The 22,137-nt window shown below is 65.5% G+C and carries 26 protein-coding genes; 12 read left to right on the top strand and 14 right to left on the bottom strand.

The window, feature by feature from the left end:
- The first annotated feature begins 2 nt into the window (after positions 1-2).
- From AC0L4C_RS07445 to AC0L4C_RS07435, 3 genes are all read left to right on the top strand, one after another.
- Entirely contained in the window at positions 3-839 is an 837-nt protein-coding gene (locus AC0L4C_RS07445; protein WP_473402989.1) for a lysophospholipid acyltransferase family protein, read from the top strand.
- Positions 840-951: 112 nt separating this feature from the next.
- Positions 952-1,293, top strand: coding sequence for a hypothetical protein (locus tag AC0L4C_RS07440; RefSeq protein ID WP_473402988.1), 342 nt, complete (start codon positions 952-954; stop codon positions 1,291-1,293).
- Between the two features lie 80 nt (positions 1,294-1,373).
- Positions 1,374-1,640 carry a hypothetical protein gene (locus AC0L4C_RS07435; protein WP_473402987.1) on the top strand — a complete coding sequence of 89 codons (267 nt, stop codon included), beginning with the start codon at positions 1,374-1,376 and terminating at the stop codon, positions 1,638-1,640.
- Between the two features lie 3 nt (positions 1,641-1,643).
- Here AC0L4C_RS07435 and AC0L4C_RS07430 read toward each other — a convergent pair whose 3' ends face one another.
- Positions 1,644-2,186 (bottom strand): gamma-glutamylcyclotransferase, encoded by a 543-nt coding sequence (locus tag AC0L4C_RS07430; RefSeq protein ID WP_473402986.1) that lies wholly within the window; start codon positions 2,184-2,186, stop codon positions 1,644-1,646.
- 85 nt (positions 2,187-2,271) lie between these two features.
- Between AC0L4C_RS07430 and AC0L4C_RS07425 the strand changes: the two genes are divergently transcribed.
- The gene (locus tag AC0L4C_RS07425) at positions 2,272-3,276 is read left to right on the top strand and encodes a DUF2125 domain-containing protein (RefSeq protein WP_473402985.1); all 1,005 of its coding nucleotides are present in this window, start codon (positions 2,272-2,274) and stop codon (positions 3,274-3,276) included.
- A 30-nt stretch (positions 3,277-3,306) separates the two neighbouring features.
- Here the strand turns inward: AC0L4C_RS07425 and AC0L4C_RS07420 are convergent, their stop codons facing one another.
- The 3 genes from AC0L4C_RS07420 to AC0L4C_RS07410 all read right to left on the bottom strand — a co-directional run bounded on the left by AC0L4C_RS07420 (position 3,307) and on the right by AC0L4C_RS07410 (position 6,196).
- Entirely contained in the window at positions 3,307-4,266 is a 960-nt protein-coding gene (locus AC0L4C_RS07420) for a prephenate/arogenate dehydrogenase family protein (protein WP_473402984.1), read from the bottom strand.
- Positions 4,266-5,372, bottom strand: a complete 1,107-nt coding sequence (locus AC0L4C_RS07415) for a pyridoxal phosphate-dependent aminotransferase (RefSeq protein ID WP_473402983.1) — start codon at positions 5,370-5,372, stop codon at positions 4,266-4,268. Before AC0L4C_RS07415 ends, AC0L4C_RS07420 begins: the two co-directional genes overlap by 1 nt.
- An 80-nt stretch (positions 5,373-5,452) precedes the next feature.
- The gene (locus tag AC0L4C_RS07410) at positions 5,453-6,196 is read right to left on the bottom strand and encodes a class I SAM-dependent methyltransferase (protein ID WP_473402982.1); all 744 of its coding nucleotides are present in this window, start codon (positions 6,194-6,196) and stop codon (positions 5,453-5,455) included.
- Between the two features lie 92 nt (positions 6,197-6,288).
- Here AC0L4C_RS07410 and gloB point away from each other — a divergent pair, with 92 nt between their 5' ends.
- The 3 genes from gloB to trhA all read left to right on the top strand — a co-directional run bounded on the left by gloB (position 6,289) and on the right by trhA (position 8,281).
- Positions 6,289-7,065, top strand: a complete 777-nt coding sequence (gene gloB / locus AC0L4C_RS07405; protein WP_473403474.1) for a hydroxyacylglutathione hydrolase — start codon at positions 6,289-6,291, stop codon at positions 7,063-7,065.
- A gap of 188 nt (positions 7,066-7,253) precedes the next feature.
- Positions 7,254-7,490 carry a hypothetical protein gene (locus AC0L4C_RS07400; protein WP_473402981.1) on the top strand — a complete coding sequence of 79 codons (237 nt, stop codon included), beginning with the start codon at positions 7,254-7,256 and terminating at the stop codon, positions 7,488-7,490.
- 101 nt (positions 7,491-7,591) lie between these two features.
- On the top strand, positions 7,592-8,281 hold the full coding sequence (gene trhA, locus AC0L4C_RS07395) for a PAQR family membrane homeostasis protein TrhA (RefSeq protein WP_473402980.1): 690 nt from the start codon (positions 7,592-7,594) through the stop codon (positions 8,279-8,281).
- 6 nt (positions 8,282-8,287) lie between these two features.
- Here the strand turns inward: trhA and AC0L4C_RS07390 are convergent, their stop codons facing one another.
- The 5 genes from AC0L4C_RS07390 to AC0L4C_RS07370 all read right to left on the bottom strand — a co-directional run bounded on the left by AC0L4C_RS07390 (position 8,288) and on the right by AC0L4C_RS07370 (position 11,708).
- On the bottom strand, positions 8,288-8,737 hold the full coding sequence (locus AC0L4C_RS07390) for a hypothetical protein (protein WP_473402979.1): 450 nt from the start codon (positions 8,735-8,737) through the stop codon (positions 8,288-8,290).
- 79 nt (positions 8,738-8,816) lie between these two features.
- Positions 8,817-9,188, bottom strand: coding sequence for a YkvA family protein (locus AC0L4C_RS07385; RefSeq protein WP_473402978.1), 372 nt, complete (start codon positions 9,186-9,188; stop codon positions 8,817-8,819).
- A gap of 4 nt (positions 9,189-9,192) precedes the next feature.
- Positions 9,193-10,587 carry a class II fumarate hydratase gene (fumC, locus tag AC0L4C_RS07380; RefSeq protein WP_473402977.1) on the bottom strand — a complete coding sequence of 465 codons (1,395 nt, stop codon included), beginning with the start codon at positions 10,585-10,587 and terminating at the stop codon, positions 9,193-9,195.
- Between the two features lie 91 nt (positions 10,588-10,678).
- Positions 10,679-10,858, bottom strand: a complete 180-nt coding sequence (gene rpmF, locus AC0L4C_RS07375; RefSeq protein WP_395818146.1) for a 50S ribosomal protein L32 — start codon at positions 10,856-10,858, stop codon at positions 10,679-10,681.
- Between the two features lie 106 nt (positions 10,859-10,964).
- Positions 10,965-11,708: a biosynthetic peptidoglycan transglycosylase gene (locus tag AC0L4C_RS07370; protein ID WP_473402976.1), complete on the bottom strand. Its 744-nt coding sequence runs from the start codon at positions 11,706-11,708 to the stop codon at positions 10,965-10,967.
- Positions 11,709-11,778: 70 nt separating this feature from the next.
- Between AC0L4C_RS07370 and AC0L4C_RS07365 the strand changes: the two genes are divergently transcribed.
- The 3 genes from AC0L4C_RS07365 to AC0L4C_RS07355 are packed head-to-tail and all read left to right on the top strand — an operon-like array spanning position 11,779 to position 13,830.
- Entirely contained in the window at positions 11,779-12,687 is a 909-nt protein-coding gene (locus tag AC0L4C_RS07365) for a polyprenyl synthetase family protein (RefSeq protein WP_473402975.1), read from the top strand.
- Positions 12,687-13,316 (top strand): MOSC domain-containing protein, encoded by a 630-nt coding sequence (locus AC0L4C_RS07360; protein WP_473402974.1) that lies wholly within the window; start codon positions 12,687-12,689, stop codon positions 13,314-13,316. The genes AC0L4C_RS07365 and AC0L4C_RS07360 overlap by 1 nt, the downstream gene beginning before the upstream one ends.
- 40 nt (positions 13,317-13,356) lie before the next feature.
- Entirely contained in the window at positions 13,357-13,830 is a 474-nt protein-coding gene (locus tag AC0L4C_RS07355; RefSeq protein ID WP_473402973.1) for a YbaK/EbsC family protein, read from the top strand.
- A gap of 54 nt (positions 13,831-13,884) precedes the next feature.
- On the opposite strand, the gene AC0L4C_RS07350 is transcribed toward AC0L4C_RS07355, so the two are convergent.
- Both AC0L4C_RS07350 and ispG read right to left on the bottom strand, forming a co-directional pair.
- Positions 13,885-14,508 (bottom strand): SH3 domain-containing protein, encoded by a 624-nt coding sequence (locus AC0L4C_RS07350; protein WP_473402972.1) that lies wholly within the window; start codon positions 14,506-14,508, stop codon positions 13,885-13,887.
- Between the two features lie 101 nt (positions 14,509-14,609).
- A complete protein-coding gene (ispG, locus tag AC0L4C_RS07345) occupies positions 14,610-15,842 on the bottom strand; it encodes a flavodoxin-dependent (E)-4-hydroxy-3-methylbut-2-enyl-diphosphate synthase (protein ID WP_473402971.1) in 1,233 nt (410 codons plus the stop codon).
- A 114-nt stretch (positions 15,843-15,956) separates the two neighbouring features.
- Between ispG and AC0L4C_RS07340 the strand changes: the two genes are divergently transcribed.
- Together AC0L4C_RS07340 and AC0L4C_RS07335 are read left to right on the top strand one after the other, a co-directional pair.
- Entirely contained in the window at positions 15,957-16,169 is a 213-nt protein-coding gene (locus AC0L4C_RS07340) for a DUF4287 domain-containing protein (RefSeq protein WP_473402970.1), read from the top strand.
- A gap of 45 nt (positions 16,170-16,214) precedes the next feature.
- Entirely contained in the window at positions 16,215-16,529 is a 315-nt protein-coding gene (locus AC0L4C_RS07335) for a YkvA family protein (protein ID WP_473402969.1), read from the top strand.
- Positions 16,530-16,575: 46 nt separating this feature from the next.
- Here the strand turns inward: AC0L4C_RS07335 and pyc are convergent, their stop codons facing one another.
- The 3 genes from pyc to AC0L4C_RS07320 all read right to left on the bottom strand — a co-directional run bounded on the left by pyc (position 16,576) and on the right by AC0L4C_RS07320 (position 22,121).
- A complete protein-coding gene (gene pyc / locus AC0L4C_RS07330; RefSeq protein WP_473402968.1) occupies positions 16,576-20,016 on the bottom strand; it encodes a pyruvate carboxylase in 3,441 nt (1,146 codons plus the stop codon).
- Positions 20,017-20,101: 85 nt separating this feature from the next.
- Positions 20,102-20,506 (bottom strand): protein tyrosine phosphatase family protein, encoded by a 405-nt coding sequence (locus AC0L4C_RS07325; RefSeq protein WP_473402967.1) that lies wholly within the window; start codon positions 20,504-20,506, stop codon positions 20,102-20,104.
- A gap of 88 nt (positions 20,507-20,594) precedes the next feature.
- Positions 20,595-22,121: a putative bifunctional diguanylate cyclase/phosphodiesterase gene (locus tag AC0L4C_RS07320; protein WP_473402966.1), complete on the bottom strand. Its 1,527-nt coding sequence runs from the start codon at positions 22,119-22,121 to the stop codon at positions 20,595-20,597.
- Positions 22,122-22,137: the final 16 nt, after the last annotated feature.

Here is a 22,137-nt window from a genome sequence, read left to right as displayed (position 1 = left end):
GCATGACCATCATCCAGGCATTGCGCAGCGCTGTGTTCTATCTGCTGTTTTTTAGCCAGACGGCCGTGCTCGCCATCATTATCGGGACCGTCGGCATCCTCAAGGGGCCGACCCGTTTCACCTGGGTTCTGGCGCAGTACTGGGGCAATTCCAACCTCTGGCTGCTGCATCATGTCGTCGGCATCAAGACCCGGGTGGAGGGCGAGGAGCACATCCCGCCCGGCGCCTGCATCCTCGCCGCCAAGCATATGAGCGACTGGGATATCTTCGCCATCCTGCCGCATACGCGCCGCCCCGCCTTCATCGCCAAGAAGGAGTTGATGGACATTCCGTTCTTCGGCTGGGCGGCACTGAGCTTTGACACCATCCGCATCGATCGCTCCAAGGGCGGCGACGCCATTCCGCTGATGATGAAGGAGGCCCGGCAGGCGGTCGACAAGAAATGCCGCATCGTCATCTTCCCCGAGGGCACGCGCAAGGCGCCACTTGCCCCGCACGACTACCGCTACGGCATCGTCCGCATGTATCTCGAACTCGGCGTACCCGTGGTGCCGGTGGCCCTGACCTCCGGCCTCTACTGGAGCCGCAAGAGCCCGATCCTCTGGCCCGGCACGGCGCGCGCCCGCTTCCTGCCACCCATTCAGCCCGGGCTCAGTGCCAATGCCTTTCACGCCCGGCTGGTCGAGGCGATCGAGACCGAGACCAACGCACTGATCCTCGAAGCCTATCGCGAGGGCCTCGGTCGACCGCTCCCCGCCGACCTTGCCGAAAAGCTGCAGCGGCTTGCGGACGGCAAACCACCAGAAGCGGCTGAAACGGTTGCACCCACTATATCTTGACGTCACGCGCGAACGCGACCATACATCTTGATGAGTCGCACAAATACGCTTGACATTTGTCTCGCATTTGTTCTATCTTTGTTCTCTTCGCAGTCGGGAGTCGGAGGATCAAATGGGCGTCTGGGTTTCGAGTAACGTGCAGGCCTTGCCACTTCGTCACGTCAACTGGCGTGGACGGTCCGGCCGCTTCTACGCCCTGCAGCCGCTGCGCCTGCACGACTTCGCGCTGCGCGAGGGCGAACTCTATCTGGTGGCCCTGGGCAACCATGTGCTCTGGGCTGGCTCGGCGCACGACATTGTCCAGGACAGCACCAGCCGCGCCCGCTTCCGCCTCGCCGTCGATTGCGCCGACCGCGCTTTCCTCGTAGGGGTGAGCCAGGATGAGGTCGAACGCCTCACCACCATTTGGGATCTCGAAGGTGCCGAGCCCGTATCCGGGGTCGTGGCTGCATAGACAGGACGCGTCAAACCGTCCCCCTGCGCAACTCACATCTGCCTTCGGCCATTCCTCCTGGCTAGCAACAGGAGACATCTATGACTCAGGGAAACATCCAGGCGCTCCGCACGCTGCGCGACACGCTGGTCGAAAAACGCCGTCAGGCCGCCAAGCAGGGCGACGCCGAAGCGGTGATCGAAGCGCAAAAGCATGTCCTCGTCATCGACGACGCCATTGCCGATGAACGCGCGCTCGGCCAGGCCGAGAAGGACGAAGAAGCCATGGGCCGGGCGATCAAGCGCGGCAACCAGGGCGATATTGGCGAAGTCAGCATCGTCTCCGACGCCATCAAGGTTGCCGACTGAGCGCTAGATGCTGGGCATCACCGCCACATCGGCGCCGTTCAGCGTCTCGACCAGTTCGTCGAGATAGCGGTCGCGAATCCCCATGGCGTTGAGGATGCGGGCCGTTTCGAGCACATATTCGGTATTGGGACCGGACTCGCCATGCGCCCCGCGCACCAGCCGGGCCTGCTCGGCGATCGCCAGCCGGCCGGCATACTGGGCGTGCCGTTCGTCGACGAGGAAGGTCAGCGCGTCCACGGCCCCGTTCTCATCGACACGCACCGGCCGCAGGGTCTCGCGATAGACCCCCTTGTCGAGTTCGCGCTCGCGCAGGTAGTCGACCACCTCGGGCCACAGCCGGTCCTCGACCTCGAACCCCATGCCCCGGCACGAACCGCCCCGCACCAGCCCGAACACCAGACCGGGCTGCGCTTCGGTGCCGCGATGGCGATGCGAGTAGATGCAGAGGCTGCGATGCGCGCCACTGAGCAGTGCCGGTGCCTGCCGAATGAACGGAAATCCCGGCCGCCAGATCAGCGAGCCGTAGCCGAACACCCAATGCGTCATCCTGCCCGCCATTCCGGCCCTGTCGCTCCGTGATTTCCTCGCCTACGCTCTTTCCGGCGCCATATAGCCGGATTAGGACAACACCATGAAACGATTCGCCGGGCTTTTCTTGATCGTCGCGCTGGTTGCCGTCCTGTGGGGAGGCGGCTGGTTCTTTGTCGCCAGCCAGGTGCAGCAGGAACTCGCCAATCTGGCGAGCAATGACGGCTCGGCCGCCAGCCCGCGCGTCACCTGCGCCAGTTCCGGCGTCGGCGGCTTTCCGTTCCGCATCGACGTCACCTGCGAGGACGTCACGATCGTTGCCGACGACCTGACGGTGACGGTGGCCGGCATCAGGGCCAGCGCCCAGGTCGACAACCCCAGCCACGTGCTGGTGTCGCTCAAGTCGCCCGTGACCTCGGCCGACGCCTTTTACGGCAGTTCCAGCCGTTTCGAGTTCGACAGCCTGCAGGGCAGCTTCCGCGCCACCACGGACGATATCCTCAAGGGTCTGTCCGGCGAGGGCTGGCGCATCGCCCGCGTTGCCGTGGTCGGCGACAATCTCGACTGGGTGGACACGGTTGCCGGCGATCTGCCACGCGCCAGGGCCAGCCACGCCGAACTGCAGATCGGCGATATCCCCGAACTGCACGATCCGGCCGCCGGCACCGCGGCGCTCGCCGTCTATGCCTTCGCTCGCGATGTGGCGGCGCCCGGTTACAGCGTCAGTGACGGCGACGCCGAAGTGCAGTTGCAGGTCACCGGGCTCCCCGACGATCTGCGCCGCTTTGCCGACGCTGACCTGCTGCCAGCCTGGCAGGCCGCCGGCGGCAAGCTGGACGTGGTGCAGATCAGCGGCACCGACGGCGAGGATATGCTCGACGCCAGCGGCAGTCTCGGGCTCAATGCCAACCGGCAGGTCGAGGGCGAAATCACCTACACCAATCGCGGCGTCCGCGAACGCCTGGCGGCCTTCGTCAACCCCATGCTGCTCTCGGTGCTCTCCGGCCTGCCGCAGCCCGACGGCAGTTTCAAGCAGGCGCTGCAGTTTGCCAATGGCGCGCTGCTGGTGGCCGGCATCCCGCTGTTTCAGCTCGAAGCGCTGTACTGAGCTCAGCGTCCGGGGACGGCTGCGGCCGGCTCAGGCGTCCTCGCCGCCGCCATGCTCGCGCACCGGCACCGGCTCCGGCGCCGTGGCCGGATGCGGGCGACCGAAATCGGCGGCTGCCGTTTCCTGCCCGGCCGTGATGATGGAGCGTCGGATCGCCCGGGTCCGGGTGAACAGCGCCTCCATGCCCGGACCGTCGCCGACGCGCACGGCACGTTGCAGCTTGGACAGATCCTCCATGAAGCGCCCGAGCATTTCGAGCACCGCATCGCGATTGGTGAGAAAGACGTCGCGCCACATCACCGGATCGCTGGCGGCGATGCGGGTGAAGTCGCGGAACCCCGAGGCCGAGAACTTGATCACTTCCGATTGCGTATCGGCTTCGAGATCGGCCACCGTGCCCACGATATTGTAGGCCACGAGGTGCGGCACGTGGCTGGTAATGGCCAGCACCAGATCGTGGTGATCGGCACTCATCGCCTCGACCGTGCTGCCGAGCGCCTCCCAGAACGCCCGCACCCGGGCCGCCGCCGCTGCATCGCAGTCCGGCCCCGGCGTCAGCACGCACCAGCGCCCGACGAAGAGTTCCGGGAAACCCGAGGCCGGGCCTGAATGCTCGGTGCCGGCCAGCGGGTGCGCCGGTACGAAATGCACGCCCGCGGGCAGCAGCGGTCCGATGACGTCGAGCACATGCTGCTTGACCGAACCGACATCGGAGAGGATCGCCCCCGGCGCCAGTGCGTCCCGGATGCTTTCCATCACCGCCCCGTAAGCGCCCACCGGGGTGCAGAGGATGACGAGATCGGCGCCCCTGACGGCCTCGGCCGCGTCGAGGCTGTAGCTGTCGCCCAGTCCCAGGGCCCGCGCCTCTTCCAGTGTCTCGGTCTTGCGCGTGGTGATGGCGATATGGCGCGCCAGCCCCTTGAGCCGCGCTGCCCGGGCAATCGACGAGCCGATCAGGCCGATGCCGACAAGGGTGAGTTTTTCGAACATCAATCCTGTGCTCCCAATGCACCAAAATCCTTGAGCACCTCGACCACGGCACGCATATGCGCCTCCAGCCCGATGCTGATCCGCAGCCCCTCGGGAATGCCATAGCTGTGCATTTCGCGCACCAGAAGGCCGTTGTCGCGCAGCGCCGTGAAGGCCGCCTTCGCCACTTCTGCATCGGCGAACACCGCCAGCACGAAATTGCCCTGGCTGGGCGGCACGCGAATGCTGTTGGACGCGAGGCTGCGGCTCAGCCAGTCGCGCCAGCGCGCATTGTGATCGCGCAACTGCGCCGTGAAAGCCGTATCCCGCGCCGCTGCCGCCGCTGCTGCCTGGCCCGAGAGCGAGACGTTGAACGGTCCGCGAATGCGATTGACCGCATCCACGATATGCGGCGGGCCATACATCCAGCCGACCCGCTCGCCGGCGATACCCATCTTCGAAAAGGTGCGCATCATCACGACATTCTCGGCGGTGTCGACCAGTTCGGTGCCCACCGTGTAGTCGTCCGCCGTCACGTATTCGGCATAGGCGCAGTCGACCACCAGCAGGATGTCAGGCCGCAGCCCGGCCTGCAGCCGCGCCACTTCGCCGGCATCGAGATAGGTGCCGGTCGGGTTGTTGGGATTGGCCAGAAAGACCATGCGGGTCTTCGGCGTCACCGCCGCCAGCAGGGCATCGACATTGGCGCAGAACTCGGTTTCCGGCGCCATGACGATCTCGGCCGAGGCGCCCCGCGTGATGATCGGATAAACGTTGAAGCCATACTGGCTCATCACCGCCTCATCGCCTTCGCCCAGATAGACCTGCGCCAGCAGGTGCAGCAGATCGTCCGAGCCGAAGCCGCAGACGATGCGCTCCGGATCGAGGCCATGCACCTCGCCCAGCGCCTGCCGCAACTCCCGCGACGTGCCTTCCGGGTAGATATGGATCCTGTCGGCCATGGCCCGCGAGGCCGCGACGGCTTTCGGGCTCGCCCCCAGCGGGCTCTCGTTGGCCGAGAGCTTGACCAGCGTCACCCCGCCCGGCACATCGGAACGGCCGGGGACGTAGGGCGCAATCTTGTCGATGCCGGGCTGCGGCTGCGGGCGAAGGGGCGTGTTGGTCATGGTCCGGAACCGGTCTGGAGCGGGGTCGAAAGCCCGGCGGACCATAGAGAAACGGCCCGCCGAACGCAAAGCCTTCCGGCTCAGCGTTCGCCCGGGATTTCCATTGCCGCCTGTGGCGACAGCGCCGGCACCCGCACGAAGCGTTCCATGCGTTTGCGCCGCGGCACGGCCGGGAACAGCGCTTTTTTCGCCGAGACCGCCATCACCCCCGAGAACATCGGCATGAACATGCGGCCAATGCCCTCGAAGAGCCGCGTCGACTTGAGCACGATGCTGCGCTGGCTGGGCGGCAGATAGAGCGCGTCGCGCCACTGCTCGGGGACGAAGCTGTGCTCCCGCAGCAGCTTTTCGAGCTGCGTGCGGCTATAGGGATGGCCGTCGCCGAAGGGGGTATTGTCGGTCTGCGCCCAGAGACCGCGCCGCCGCGGCACCACCACGACCAGCCGCGCATTGGGTGCCGCGATCCGCCACAGTTCGCGCATCAGTTCCTCGGCATCGGCGACATGCTCGAAAGCGTGTACGGCAATGATCAGGTCAACCGCCGCATCGTTGAGCGGCATATCCATCGGGTCGCAGAGCACGGTATGCGACGGGCCCTCGCGCGGCCAGGCCGACGCGCCCTGCCGCCCCGGCATGAAGGCCAGTACCCGCTCGGCGCTCTGCAGGGTGAAGCGCAGATAGGGCGTGGCAAAGCCCAGCCCCAGGACGCGCTGGCCCTTCACATTGCCGGCTATGCGTGTCACCTCCTCGCGCACCAGCGTGCGCGCGATCTTGCCCAGCGGCGACTTGTAGAATTCGATGAGGCGTCTGACGTCGGTGCTCATGCGTTGTCCATTGGATAATCCCGTCCGCTGCCTCTAAACTCTGACCTCAAGCGCCGGGCTTGTCACGCCCGCCCCATCGAAACGGAGTACCGATATTGGCCTTGCTCATCGACATTTTCCTCTGCCGCAGCGACAACTATGGATATCTCGTACACGATGTCGACACCGGCAAGACCGCCGCCATCGATGCGCCGGACGCCAAGGCGATCAAGGCAGCGCTGGAGCGGCGCGGCTGGGACCTCAACGACATCTTCATCACCCATCACCATACCGACCACGTCGAGGGCATCCCGGCCCTCAAGCGCGAGTTCGGCTGCACCGTGCACGGTCCGCGCGCCGAAGCCGAGAAGATTCTCGGCCTCGACATGCTGTTGTCGGGCTCGAGCACCGTTACGCTGGGCAACACCAATTTCCTCGTCATCGAGGCGCCCGGCCATACGCTGGGCCACATCGTTTTCTACGAGCCGGTCGGCGGCCATCTGTTCTCCGCCGATGCGCTGTTCTCGATGGGCGTCGGCCGCATGTTCGAAGGCAAGCCCGGCCCGATGTGGGAGGCGCTGGCCGAACTGCGCGAACTGCCGGACGAGACGCTGATCTATTGCGGCCATGAATACACCGTCGCCAACGCCAATTTCGCGCTCAGCATCGACCCCGGCAACAGCGCGCTCAAGATCCGCGCCGCCGAGGTCAAGCGCATGCGCGACAATGACCAGTTCACCATTCCGGTCTCGTTGGGCATGGAAAAGCGCACCAATCCCTTCCTGCGCGCCGATGACCCGGTGCTCGCCAAGGCCATGGGCCTGCCGCCCGACACCGACCCGGCAGTGGTCTTCGCGGCGCTGCGCAAGGCCAAGGACGACTTCAAATAGCGGCACGCAACCGCTCGATCGCGACGCCCGCACGGCGTCGCGATTAACCGTGATGACGGCCCGCTGGGCAAAAAGTTAACAAATCGTTGCAACCTGGCATGGGGATTGCGACCTTACCTGTAAGGGCCCGGGACACACTGTACCAAAACGAAACAAACGGCCCGCTTTGACACAGGAACGGCGCCGTCATGACCCAGTTCAGGACAATCGATCTCGAGAAGGGCAGCTACCAGAGCCACCGCACACCGCTGCGCGCCTATGCGCCGCCGGCCCAGTTGCTCTCGCAGATGCTGCAGCCGCGCCCCCGGACCGTGGCGCAACCGGCACGCCAACGCGAGGCCATCGCGGCCGATGCCTATGCAGCGACGGTGAAAGCCTCCGTGCTGCGCATGCCGGCCGGCTATCGCCGGACCGTGATCGTCTGAAGCCGACGTTGCAACCAAACGGGTCACTGTTTGGTCATCCTATTGCTGTTGGATCGATTGGGACGCTGTCGCGTTGAGCCTTGAACCAACGGAAGAGCGCAATGTCCCCCCTGACCCCCGTCCTGACCAAACGCACCTGGTGGCACCGGGGCCACGCCTACTCCAGGACCGAGCTGATCCTTGACGCGATCGTCCATGCCATTGGCCTCGTGATTGCGGCCGGCCTCGGTGGCGCCCTCCTGACCGCCGCCGGCCTCGAGACCGCGCCCACCGAACTGCCGATGATTGCCGTCTATGTCGCCTCGCTGGTCGTCGTGCTGACCGTCTCGCTGGCCTTCAACATGGCACCGGTGACGCCGGTCAAGCAGGTCCTGGCCCGGCTCGATCAGGCGGCCATCTTCCTGCTCATTGCCGGTACCTATACGCCGCTGCTGTCATTGCTCAGCGGCACGGCCGCGGGCGATATCATGCTGGCCGCCATCTGGGGCGCGGCGTTGATCGGCATTGCCCTCAAGCTGATCGTGCCGCAGCACTTCGGCCGCCTGGCGCTGGTGCTCTATCTTGGCATTGGCTGGAGCGGCATCGCCGTATTCCAGTCGCTGGCCGCCGCCCTGCCCGCCAGCACCCTCTGGCTGCTGCTTGCCGGCGGCATTGCCTACTCCTCCGGCATAGTCTTCCACGTCTGGGAACGCCTGCGCTTCCACAACGTCGTCTGGCACTGCTTCGTGGTGCTGGGTGCCACCCTGCACCTCTGGGCCGTGCTCGACGTCATGGTGCTCCACCGCCTCTAGGCGCAGCTACCCCATCGTGACGTCGCGGCCGGCGCTGGTGATCGAGACGGTGAAGCCGGCAACGACGTCGAAGATCGCCATCAGCATCAGGATGAAGAACACTGAACTGGCGCAGGCGCCAAACAGCAGGAATTCCACGAGGAAGACGACGAAGACCAGCGTCGACAGCATGTGCTCGACCACCGAGGAGCGCCCGCTATTGGTGGATTTCAGCACTTCGAAAAACAGGCACGCCAGCCCGAACGCCACCATCAGGTCGCCGGCCGTCATCGACCAGTCGACGCCGGATACCATCGGGATAGTCAGCACGTGGCTCGACCAGCCGGTCGGCTGACCGCCCATGAAGACGAACGCCACCAGATTATAGATGATCAGCGGCAGCAGCAGCAGCGGCGGGATGAACCTACCGTTGCGCTGACGGCGCTCGGGCGGAATGAACACGGTGCTGTCCGACATCTGTCTCTCCTCAGGTGGAGCCGCACCATGCCAAGAAACCCAATGAGCCGCTAGACCCGATCCGCCACCGCCGGCGGCGTCACCGGCTGCCCAGCACCCACCAGCCGACCAGTCCGGCCGCTGCCAGCCATACCAGGACGACGACGGCCGCTGCGGTCCGGCTCACCGGTTTCTCGGCAATGGTCCCGGCAGCCCGTCGGTGTTCGGCCATCAGCGCCGGCGGCACGAGGCGCAGCACCAGCCAGATACCGGCCGGCACCAGCAGCAGGTCGTCGAGCAGGCCCAGCACGGGAATGAAATCGGGGATCAGGTCGATGGGCGAGAGCGCATAGGCCACCACCACCATTGCCAGCAGCTTGGCGACCCACGGCGTGCGCGGGTCGCGGCTCACCAGCCAGAGCGCGATCACCTCGCGCTTGAGCGAGCGGGCCCAGTCCCTGAGTCCGCCCAAGACGCTAGACCTTGAGCGGTCCGACCATCTGCTCGGGTTTGACTTCGGCGTCGAACTCTTCGCCCGTCAGCAGCCCCAGCTCGATCGCCGACTCGCGCAGGGTCGTGCCCTTCTTGTGGGCGTTCTTGGCGATCTTGGCGGCATTGTCGTAGCCGATCTTGCGGTTGAGCGCGGTGACCAGCATCAGCGACTGGTCGACCAGCTGCTTGATGCGCGTCCGGTCCGGCTCGATACCCACGGCGCAGTGGTCGTTGAAGCTCTTGGCGGCGTCGGCCAGCAGCCGCACCGACTGCAGGAAATTATAGGCAATCACCGGCTTGAAGACGTTGAGCTCGAAATTGCCCTGGCTGGCGGCAAAACCGATCGCCGCGTCATTGCCCATCACCTGCACGGCCACCATCGTGGTGGCCTCCGCCTGGGTCGGGTTCACCTTGCCCGGCATGATCGACGAGCCCGGCTCGTTCTCTGGAATGGTCAGCTCGCCAAGCCCCGAGCGCGGGCCGGAGGCCAGCCAGCGCACGTCATTGGCGATCTTCATCAGCGCCGCGGCCAGCTGCTTGAGCGCACCGGAGCTGCCGACAAAGGCATCGTGCCCGGCCATAACGGCATATTTGTTAGGCGCCGTAATGAAGGGCTGGCCGGTGAGTCGGGCAATTTCCGCCGCGACCGTCTCGCCATATTTGGGGTGGGCATTGAGCCCGGTGCCGACGGCCGTGCCGCCCAGCGCCAGCTCATAGAGCTGCGGCAGGGTGACATCGATGGCCTTGAGCGCCAGATCGAGCTGCGCCACCCAGCCGCTCATTTCCTGGCCCAGCGTCAGCGGCGTGGCGTCCTGCAGGTGCGTGCGGCCGATCTTGACCACATCCATGAACTGCCCGGACTTCTCGTTCAGCGTATTGCGCAGCAGCATGACGCGATCGACGAGGTAGGACTTCACCGCCTCGACGGCCGCGATGTGCATGGCCGTGGGATAGGTGTCGTTGGACGACTGGCTCATGTTGACGTGATCGTTCGGGTGCACCGGCTTTTTGCTGCCCATGACGCCGCCGGCCATTTCGATGGCCCGGTTCGAGATCACCTCGTTGACGTTCATGTTGGACTGCGTGCCCGAGCCGGTCTGCCACACCACCAGCGGGAAATGTTCGGCCAGCTTGCCCTCGATCACCTCGTCGGCGGCCGCCACGATCAGGTCGCGGGTCGCATCGTCCATCAGGCCGAGCTTGTTGTTGGCCAGCGCCGCCGCCTTTTTCAGGATGCCGAAGGCGCGGATGATCTCGGTCGGCATCTTTTCGCCGCCGATGTCGAAATTGGCGAGGCTGCGGGCTGTCTGCGCGCCATAATACTTTTCGCTCGGCACATTGATCGTGCCCATCGAGTCGCTTTCTACGCGCAATCCCATCACCTAAACCTCCAAGTCAAAAGGAAACGGCCAGCCCCGATTGGGACTGGCCGCTCAATATTCAGTCTGTGCGCAAGTGACCTTGGCTCGACTAGTTCTTCGGCGTCAGGATCTGACGGCCACGATACATGCCGGTCTTCAGGTCGACGTGATGCGGACGGCGCAGCTCACCCGAATCCTTGTCTTCGACATATGCCTCGGCCTTCAGGCCATCGGCGGAGCGGCGGAACCCGCGCTTCATCGGCGAGGTCTTGCGTTTTGGCACTGCCATTGGTGTTACTCCAGTAAATGCGTCTCGCCCTCGCGGGCGGTCAACAGACGGGGTCTGTCGGGAATTGCGGGCCTCTATACATTTAATGGACGCGGCTGGCTAGTGCTTATTGAAGCGCCAGCGTGCCGTTTTCCCCCACGCAGCCGGCGCGTTCTCCATACTCCCGGGCGCGCCCTTCCACAATCCGCGCGACCCGCCTGAGGCCGCTGCTCGGGCGACCCGGTTTGCGCACGAGAGGATTGGGCAGCGTCACGGCCAGGAGGCTCGCCCGCTCCCAAGTCAGTGCATCGGCATCGGTGCCGAAGGCGGCCTGCGCCCCCGCCTCGATGCCGAACTGCCCGTTGGGCCCCCATTCGGCGATATTGAGATAGAGTTCCATGATCCGCCGCTTCGGCATCACCAGGTCGATATAGAGCGCCAGCGGCACTTCCAGCGCCTTGCGCAGCACCGACTGGTCGTTGGTGAGAAAGAGGTTGCGCGCCAGCCGCATGGTGAGCGTCGAAGCGCCCCGGAACGGCTTGCCGGCCAGCATCAGGTCCATTTCGTCCTTGAGCGCCCGCAGGTCGACGCCCCAGTGACGGCAGAACTGCCCGTCTTCCGAGAGGATCACCGCCGCCTTCAGCCGGTCCGAGATCGCGCCGATGGGCCGCCAGTCGCGTACCACCGGCCGTCCGGTGACGTAACGCGCCAGCATCGGCACCGAGACCGGCTCGACCACCAGATAGACCGGTGTCAGCACCGCCGGAATGGCGACCAGCACAGCGCAGACCAGCAGTGCGGCGCGCGCCAGCCGGCCGATCAGACTGCGCTTCTTGCGGCGCCGGGGCTTGGTGCTGCCGTCCTCGTCCATGCAAACTCCACCGGGTCATTCCCGCGGCGGCAGGAATCCATTAGGAAAGCGGACAACCAAGGGGCGAACCGTGACCGTTTCCTTTCAGGACGAAATGACCCAATGCGCCGCCGATGTCGAGACGGCGCTCGACGCGCTGCTCGATGCCGGCCGGCTGAGCGGCCCCGGCGTGCCACCCGACCGGCTGATCGCGGCGATGCGTCACGGCAGCCTCCGGGGTGGCAAGCGCCTGCGGCCGCTGCTGGTCCGCCAGGCGGCCAGCGTCTTTGGCGTGCCGCATGCCGGCAGCCTGATGGCGGGCGTCGCCGTCGAACTGATCCACTGCTATTCGCTGATCCACGACGACCTGCCGGCCATGGACGACGACGACCTGCGCCGCGGCCGGCCCACCGTCCACAAGGCCTATGACGACGCCACGGCGATTCTTGCCGGCGACGGCCTGCTGACCCTCGCCTTTCATCTGCTGGCGACCGAGTTGCACGGCCCCGGAGTCGGCCCGCTGATCGCTGAACTGGCCGCCGGCGCCGGCATTGGCGGCATGGTCGGCGGCCAGATGCGCGACATCGAGGGCGAAACCAGGGGCGGAACGACGGGCCTGGGATTCCAGGAGATTTCGCGGATGCAGGCGATGAAGACCGGCGCCCTCATCCGCGCCGCCGTCCGCATGGGGGCGATCCTCGGCGGCGCCGATACCAACGCCCTGGGCGCATTGACGGATTTTGCCGAGGCCGCCGGCCGCGCCTTCCAACTGGCCGACGACCTGCTCGACGTCACCGCCACGCCGGAAGCGCTCGGCAAGGCCACCGGCAAGGATGCCGGCAAGGGCAAGCAGACGCTGGTCTCCACGCTCGGCATCGACGGCGCCCGCCGCCAGCTCGGCGAGACCATTCACGACGCCCTCTCGGCCCTGCAGATCTTTGGCGATGAAGCCAATGGCCTGCGTGCCACCGCCCAATTCTTTGCCACCCGGGAGAACTGATGCCGACGCTCCGCGCCATAAATGTGGGCTCGCCGACCGTGCTGACCGGCAGCGCCAGCCCCACGGGCATCGTCAAGACGCCACGCAGCGGCCCGGTGCTGATCGATGCGGCGGGAGTGCTGGGCGACGCCGTGCTCGACCGCAAGCACCATGGCGGGGCCGATCAGGCCGTCTACGTTTATCTCCAGTCCGATTACGACTGGTGGGGCAAGGAATTGGGGGAGAAACTGGCTCCCGGCACCTTTGGCGAGAACCTGACGATCGACGGCCTTGCCGGCGACACCCTCGCCATCGGCGACCGCCTGCAGATCGGCGATGTGCTGCTGGAAGTCACCTATCACCGCACCCCTTGCAATACCCTCGCCCGCCGCATGGGCTCGCCCGCCTTCGTCAAGCGCTTCGCCAGGGCCCTGAGGCCCGGCGCCTATACGCGCGTGCTGACGCCGGGGACGGTCGAAGCGGGCATGGATGTGGGCTACATCCCGTTTGCCGGGGAGACCGTCACTGTCGCCGAGCTGATGTCGTTCGACGGGTCGCGAGACCTCCCCAGGAGCCTCATCGAGCGGGTTCTGGCCACGCCGGTGCGCGACCGGACCCGCGTCAAATATGCAGCCCTTCGCCAGAGTTAGCCACAAAACCGTTTGATTACATGTATTTGCAGGAGCCCCGATGAGCCTCGACTCTGTCCGCGCCGACCTCGCCGCCCGCGCACCCGACCTCACCGTCATCGTCACCGATGCCTCCACCGCCACCGTGCAACTGGCAGCCGATGTGCATGGCGTGGCGCCCGGGCAGATCGCCAAGACGCTGGCCATCCGCGTCGGCGACCGCGAATTTCTGCTGGTGACGCGTGGCGACGCCCGGCTCTCCAACAGCAAGGCCAAGCAGGCCTTTGGCGGCCGTCCGCGCATGCTGGGGGCGGAGGACGTGCTGCGGCTGACCAGCCACCAGGTCGGCGGCGTCTGCCCCTTCGGGCTGCCCGCGCCGCTGGAGATCTACTGCGATGCCTCGCTGAAAATCTATGATGAGGTCATTCCGGCCGGCGGCGACACGCACGCCTCAGTGCGGCTGAGCGTGGAGCGGCTGGTGGACCTCTGCGGCAGCAAATGGGCCGACGCCTGCGACGTGCCTGACGCCGACTGAAAGCCCGAGCACAAAAAATGACGCCGCCTTGCGGCGGCGTCATCAGGTCCGGATCTAGCGGACGCGGTAGGACGAGATAATGTCGTTGTTCCGGCGGCCGACATTGCTCAGGCTGCGGTCGAGCACCGCGCAGCGGCCGTTAAAGTTATAGTCTTCGCAGACCTGCACCTGGGCGTCGCCCTGGATGCGGATCGAGGAGATGCGGTCGTTGAAGCTGCCGAGGCTGCGGTCGCGATCGCCCGGACGGGCGCAGAAGCTGGCGCCGCGATAGTTCACGTCCTCGTAGAAGCAGACGCGGCCGGCCGGACGGCCGGGGCGCACGTCGAAATTGCCGCCATTGCCGATCGAGAACGAAAAGCCCGGCACGCCGAAGCTGATGTTCACATCCGGCTCGCTGCGATCCGGACGGCTCGGGCGGGCGGGCGCTCTGTCGATGTCGGAGAGATAGCGCGCCGACACCCAGCCATCGGGTCCGTTGTGCGAAATGCGGCACCAGCCGTTCGACCGACACTCGTCCACATCGACGTTCTCGCCGGCATAGAGCGTATCGACGACGCCATAGCTGGTGCTGGGGCCCGAGCGCACATTGAGCGCCACAGTGGACTGTGCTGCGGCGGCAGCGCTGACGCCCATGACGGTAAAGCCGAGGGCAGCCAGAATGATTTTGCTAGACGACATGATCGTCCTCCTTGTTCTTCTTCGTGAATGTGTCCCGCCAGGGGCAAACCCACGGAAGCCGGGAGGGTTCCGAATCTGTTCTCTTAGTTCCGACCTGCGGGCTATTCCGCGGCGGCTTTGCCGGCGCCGAAACGCTGCTCGATATAGTCGGCCACCATGACCTTGAACTGCTGCGCCACATCCGCGCCGCGCAATGTTGCGACCTTTTGGCCGTCCACGAACACCGGCGCCGCCGGGGTCTCGCCGGTGCCGGGCAGCGAAATGCCGATATTGGCGTGCTTGCTCTCGCCAGGTCCGTTGACGATGCAGCCCATCACCGCCACCGACAGCGTTTCGACGCCCGGATAGCGTTCCTTCCACTCCGGCATCGAGCTCGAGAGGTGATCCTGGATTTCCTTGGCCAGCACCTGGAAGGTCTGGCTGGTGGTGCGGCCGCAACCCGGGCAGGCCGCCACCACCGGCAGGAACTGCCGGAATCCCATGGTCTGCAGCAGTTCCTGCGCGACCTTGACCTCGGTGGTCCGGTCGCCGCCAGGTTCCGGCGTCAGCGACACGCGGATGGTGTCGCCGATCCCCTGCTGCAGCAGGATGCCCATGGCAGCCGACGAGGCTACGATGCCCTTTGACCCCATGCCGGCCTCGGTCAGCCCCAGATGCAGGGCATAGTCGCAGCGGGCGGCCAGGTCCTGATAGACCGCAATCAGATGCTGCACGTCCGACACCTTGGTCGAGAGCAGGATACGGTCGCGTCCCAGCCCGATTTCCTCGGCCCGCTGGGCCGACAGCAGCGCCGACTGGATGATCGCCTCGCGCTGCACGGCGGCGGCCGAGACCGGGTTGGCCGACGCCGAATTCTCGTCCATCAGCCGGGTCAGCAGTTCCTCGTCCAGCGAGCCCCAGTTGACGCCGATCCGCACCGGCTTGTCATATTTGATGGCCAGCTCGATCAACGTCGCGAATTGCGTGTCGCGCTTGGCCTTGAAGCCCACATTGCCCGGATTGATGCGGTATTTCGCCAGCGCTTCCGCGCAGGCCGGGTGGTCGGTGAGCAGTTTGTGGCCGATATAGTGAAAATCGCCGATCAGCGGCACATCGACGCCACGGGCCAGCAGCTTGTCGCGGATATGCGGCACCGCGGCGGCCGCTTCGTCCCGGTCGACGGTAATTCGTACCAGTTCCGAGCCGGCGCGCCAGAGCTGCGCCACCTGGCGCACGGTGGCGTCGATATCGGCAGTATCGGTGTTGGTCATCGATTGCACGACGATGGGAGCGCCGCCGCCCACCATCACGTCACCAACTTTGACACCAATAGATTGCCGACGCGCCGCCGCCATGGGATCACCTCTTTCCAGCGCCAAACACATAGTCCCCGCATGTGACGAGCGCAATGCGCCGGCCACCCGCGGCTGGCGGAGACGTCGACGCCCTCACTGCCCCAAGGATGAAAGATGAGTTTCCAGGCCTATCTCGACACCATCGAAAAGCAGACCGGCGTGACCCCGGACGGCTTCGTCAAGCTGGCCACCGCCAAGGGTTTTGGCGCGCCGGGCACCAGGGCGACCCAGGTTACCGACTGGCTCAAGGCCGACTTCCAGCTGGGGCATGGTCACGCCATGGCGATCGTCAAACTGCTCAAGGCGCGCGGCGTCATGAAATCGTGATCCCGAGCTCTTGAAGCCGGGGATTTGCGAAACCATCTCTTGGTCATGAACAAGCTGGTTTTTCGTTTCCTCACCTTCCGCAAGGAACTCGTCACGCTCTGGCGCGCCTTCATGGCTGCGGGGACGCCGCTGCATCTGAAGGCATTGATGCTGCTGGTGCCGCTCTACCTGCTGAGCCCGCTCGACCTGATCCCCGACTTCATCCCGTTTGTCGGCTGGCTCGATGACCTGGTGATCGTGCCGATGCTGGTGAGCTGGATCGTCTCCATGCTGCCCCAGGCCGCCGAAGCGCGGAGCACGCGCCACGATGCGCGCGCCGACAAGGGTCCGGTCATTGACACCAGCTATCGCCGCCGCTGATTCCCCGTGGATCGGGCGTGCATCACAAACGCACGCCCGGCGCTGATTATTCGAACCGGACCAGCAGGTCCTTGGCGTCGATCTGATCGCCGACCTTGACGGTGACCTCGGCCACCGTGCCGTCGGCTTCGGCGTGGATGGCGGTTTCCATCTTCATCGCCTCGATCGACAGCAGCACGTCGCCGGCAAATACCTTGTCGCCGACCTTCACGCCCAGCCCCGACACCACGCCCGGCATCGGCGCGCCGACCTGCTTGGCATCGCCCAGCGCCGCCTTGGCGCGAACCTGGATCTCGCCCACCTTCATGCGGTCGGGCACGGTGATGGTGCGCGGCTGGCCGTTGAGGTCGAAGAATACCCGCACCTGGCCCTTTTCATTGGTCGGCGAGCGACCCTGATAGGTCAGGACCAGCGTCTTGCCCTTCTCGATGTCGACGAACAGTTCCTCGCCTTCCTTGAGCCCGTAGAAATAGACGGGCGACGGCAGCACTTCGGTGGGGCCGTATTTTTCCTGCGTCTTGGCGAAGTCGGTGAAGACCTTGGGGTACATCAGGTACGACGCCAGGCGGAGATCGTCGATCTCCAGACCGGTAGCTTCCTCGGCCTTCTTGCGTTCGGCCTCGAGATCGACGTCCTCGAGATAGGAGCCCGGACGCTCGGTGAGCGCCGTCTTGCCCTTCAGCACCTTCTTCTGCAGCTCCTTGGGGAAGCCGCCCGGCGGCTGGCCAAGATCGCCCGCAAAGAAGCCGACCACTGAATCGGGGAACGAAACCTCGCGCTTGGGATCCTCGACATCGGCGCGGGTGAGGCCCGACGACACCATGGCCAGCGCCATGTCACCCACGACCTTGGAGCTCGGCGTCACCTTGATGATATCGCCGAACATCTGGTTCACGTCGGCATAGGTCTGCGCCACTTCGTGCCAGCGGCTTTCCAGCCCCAGGGAGCGCGCCTGCTCCTTGAGATTGGTGAACTGCCCGCCGGGCATTTCGTGCAGATAGACTTCCGAGGCGCCGCCCTTGAGGTCGCTTTCGAACGCCCGGTACTGCTGGCGCACCGCTTCCCAGTAGAACGAGATCTCGCGGATCGCCTTGCCATCCAGTTGCGGATCGCGATCGCCGTCGCGCAACGCGGCAACGATCGAGCCGAGCGTCGCCTGCGACGTCGTGCCCGAAAGCGCATCCATTGCCGCGTCGACGGCGTCCACGCCGGCATCGACTGCCGCAATGATGGTCGCCGCCGCAGCGCCCGACGTATCATGGGTATGCAGGTGGATCGGCAGCCCGACTTCCTGCTTGAGCGTTTCGATCAGCTTTTTTGCCGCCTGCGGCTTGAGCAGCCCGGCCATGTCCTTGAGGCCGAGCACGTGGGCGCCCGCTGCCTCGAGCTCCTTGGCCAGACCGACATAGTATTTGAGGTCATACTTGGCCCGGTTCGGATCGAGCATGTCGCCGGTGTAGCAGATCGCCCCTTCGGCCACCTTGTCGGCCTCGATCACCGCGTCGATCGAGACGCGCATGTTCTCCACCCAGTTGAGGCAATCGAAGACACGGAAGATATCGACCCCGCCCTTGGCCGCCTGCTGCACGAAGAACTTGACCACATTGTCGGGATAGTTGGTGTAGCCCACCCCGTTCGAGCCGCGCAGCAGCATCTGCGTCAGAATGTTCGGCGCGCCGTCGCGCACCGCCGCCAGGCGCTCCCACGGATCCTCGTTGAGGAAACGCATCGCCACATCGAACGTCGCCCCGCCCCAGCATTCGAGCGAGAAGAGGTTGGGCAGGCCGCGCGAATAGGCCCCGGCGATCTGGGTGATGTCGAACGAGCGCATGCGGGTGGCCAGCAGCGACTGGTGCGCATCGCGCATCGTCGTGTCGGTGAACAGCACCTGCTTCTGCGCCTTCATCCAGCGCGCCAGACCCTTGGGTCCGTCACGCTCCAGCACCTGCCGCGAGCCCTCCACCAGCATCAGCGCCGGATAGTCCGGCACGTGTGGCACCAGCGCATCGGCCGGCGGCCGCGGCCGGTCGCGCACTTCCGGGTGGCCGTTGACGGTGACGTCGGCAACATAGGTCAGCAGCTTGGTGGCGCGGTCCTGACGGCGCTTGAAGTCGAACAGCGCCGGCGTCGTGTCGATGAACCGCGTGGTGTAGCGGTTCTCGACGAAATCGGGATGGGTGATGATGTTTTCGAGAAAGGCGAGATTGGTCGCCACGCCGCGGATGCGGAATTCGCGCAGGGCGCGATGCATGCGGGCGATGGCCTCTTCCGGACCCGGCGCCCAGCAGGTGATCTTCTCGAGCAGCGGATCGTAATAGCGGGTGATGATCGCGCCGGCATAGGCCGTGCCGCCATCGAGCCGCACGCCAAAGCCGGTGGCCTCGCGATAGGCGGTGATGCGGCCATAGTCCGGAATGAAGTTCTGCTCGGGGTCTTCGGTGGTGACACGGCACTGGATGGCATTGCCGTTGAGCCGGATATCCTCCTGCATCGGCACGCCCGATTCCGGCGTGCCGATCACCGCGCCTTCAAGCAGCTTGATCTGCGCCTTGACGATGTCGATGCCGGTCACCGCCTCGGTCACCGTGTGCTCGACCTGGATGCGCGGGTTCACCTCGATGAAGTAGAAGGCGTCGGTATCGGCATCCATGAGGAATTCGACCGTTCCGGCACCCCGGTAGTTGGCCGCATTGCCCAGTCGCAGGGCGGCAGCCGTCAGGTCGTCGCGCACCTTGTCCGAAAGATACGGTGCCGGGGCGCGCTCGACCACCTTCTGGTTGCGCCGCTGCACCGAGCAGTCGCGTTCATAAAGGTGCACCAGATTGCCGTGATCGTCGCCGATCAGCTGCACCTCGACATGGCGCGCCCGCTCGATCAGCTTTTCGAGATACATCTCGTCCTTGCCGAACGCCGCCTTGGCCTCGCGCTTGCCTTCCGAAACCTCGGCGATCAGCGACTTTTCGTCCATGATCCGGCGCATGCCGCGGCCGCCGCCGCCCCAGCTGGCCTTGAGCATGAGCGGATAGCCGATCTCGGCCGCCAGCTTCTTGATGGTCTCGGGATCGTCGGGCAGCGCCTCGGTGGCGGGCACCACCGGCACGTCGGAGGCCAGCGCCATGTTGCGGGCCGCCACCTTGTTGCCGAGGTCGCGCATCGTCTGGGCTCGCGGCCCGATGAAGATGATCCCGGCATCTTCGCAGGCGTCGACGAATTCCGGACTTTCCGACAGCAGGCCGTAGCCGGGGTGAATGGCATCGGCGCCGGCAATCCGGGCGATGCGGATATATTCATCGATCTGCAGATAGGCCTCGACCGGCCCCTTGCCCTTGCCGATCAGATACGCCTCGTCGGCCTTGAACCGGTGCAGCGCCAGCTTGTCCTCTTCGGCGTAGCAGGCGACCGTCTTGATGTTGAGCTCGTTGGCCGCCCGGAACACCCGGATGGCAATTTCGCTGCGGTTGGCGACGAGGATTTTCTTGATCGGCATAGATTCTGTTACCCGAACAGGAGGGGAAAAATGGGCAGTTCGCCCGGCCTAGGCAGTCGCGGACCCGTCCTCGGGGTCCCGGATTCTAGCTCAGATGGCCCGCCAGATGGGACATGTCGTAGCCGGCATTGGCCGCGGCCGCGATGATCTCGCCCGCCGGCTGTGTGCCCGCCTGGCTCAATGCCCACAACGTGGTGGAACGCGTGCCGGAGCGGCAGTAGCAGAAGACCGGACCGGAGCTCCCCTCGAGAACCGATTTGGTCGCCGCAATCATGTCCGCCGACACGCCTTCGCGCCCCAGCGGAATGTAGTGGTAGGCAAGGCCCGCGGCATGCGCGGCCGCTTCGATCGCGGCACTGGATGCCTGGTCCGCTGCCTCGCCATCAGGCCGGTTGTTGATGATGGACACGAATCCGGCGGCCTTTATGGCCGCGACGTCTTCTGGGCTGATCTGCGGGGACACGCTGACGTGCTCGTTGATCCGCTTCACTTCCAAATCGCCTACTCCCCGTATGCCACAAAGGCTTTCCCGGGTTCATCTATATCAACGGGGTCGCAGCAGACGCAACTGCGACGCGTCAGGCAGCGCTCGCCAGTGTCCTGGCTTCCGAGGCAGCCACCCGCAGCGGCGCCGGCCGGCCGAGCAGATAGCCCTGGAACCCGGTGCAGTCGCACTGCTGCAGGAATTCGAACTGCTCCTGCGTTTCGATGCCCTCGGCCACCACCTCGAGGTCGAGGGCCCGGGCGATCTTGCAGATGGCCGAGACGATCAACCCGTCGACCCGGCTGGCGGGGAGATTCGCCACATAGGTGCGATCGATCTTGATGATGTCGAACTCGAAACCCCGCAGATAGGCGAGGCTGGCATAGCCCGCCCCGAAATCGTCGATGGCGATGCGCACGCCGGCCCCGTGCAGGGCCGCAAGGTTGGTCTGCTCGACCGACCCCGCCTGCATCGGCACCGTCTCGGTCACTTCCACCACCAGCCGCCGCCCATCCATGCCCGTCTCGGCGAGGATCTGCTTGAACCGGTCGGCGAAGTCGGGGCGCCGCAACTGCACCGCCGACACGTTGATGCTCATGGCAGGGGCATGCAGCGTGTCGAAGTCGAGGCAGGCCCGCCGCAGCACCCAGTCGCCGAGCTTGTCGATCAGGTCGCTCTCCTCGGCGATCGGAATGAAATCGGACGGCATGATGGTGCCGCGCACCACATGTTGCCAGCGCACCAGCGCCTCGTAGGACCGGATGGTCTTGCCGTCATTGTCCAGGATCGGCTGGAAGTGCAGATCGAGCTCGTTGAGCAGGATCGCGGCGCGCAGCTCGCGCTCGATGAAGCGGCGATGCCGCTCGTCCACCAGCATGTCGTCGTCGAAGGCCACGGTCACGTGCCGGCCGCTGCGCTTGCCCTTGTAGAGCGCGAGATCGGCCTTGGAGATCAGTTGGTCGACGTCCTGGGCGTCGGCCGGGGCCATCGCCACGCCGATCGTCGCCGACAGCCGCACCGGCCGGCCGTTGATCTGCATCGGCTCGCCCAGTTCATGCAGGACCCGGTCGCCCAGCCGCCGCAGCGCCGCCTTGTTGTCGATACCGCGGATGGCGATGCCGAATTCGTCACCACCCAGCCGCCCGACCATGGCGCCCGGCAGGATGCGGCCCACCGTGGCAATCAGATGCACCAGCGCCGTATCGCCGGTCGAATGGCCGCCGCTGTCGTTGAGAACCTTGAGGTGATCCATGTCGATCTGCATGTAGCCAATCGACACCTCCGCATCGTGCTTGACCTCCTCGCGCAGCGTGCTGAGGAAATAGGAGCGCGTAAAGGCACCCGTCAGCGCGTCGCGATGCGCGTTCGTCAGCACGCGCCGCTGGTCGGCGCTCGCCGCCGCCAGTTGCCGCCCGGTGAGGCGATGGCCATGCACAAGCAGCAGCACCGCGCCGGCGTAGCAGGCGGTCATCGCCACGACGACAGCGAGATCGTCGACACCCGGCAGGCGCCAGATCCACAGCCCGGTGATCACCAGCATGCCGGTCATCAGGCCGGCAATGCCGAACGCGACCTTCCTGTACGTCTTTTTCATGCCCGACAGCGCGTTGTTGTTTCTCATACACAGGCTCCCAAAC

It is taken from the genome of Devosia sp. J20-27 (assembly GCF_055808595.1).
Note: the sequence above shows the minus strand (reverse complement) of the source record. Positions and strands in the feature narration are given on the sequence as shown.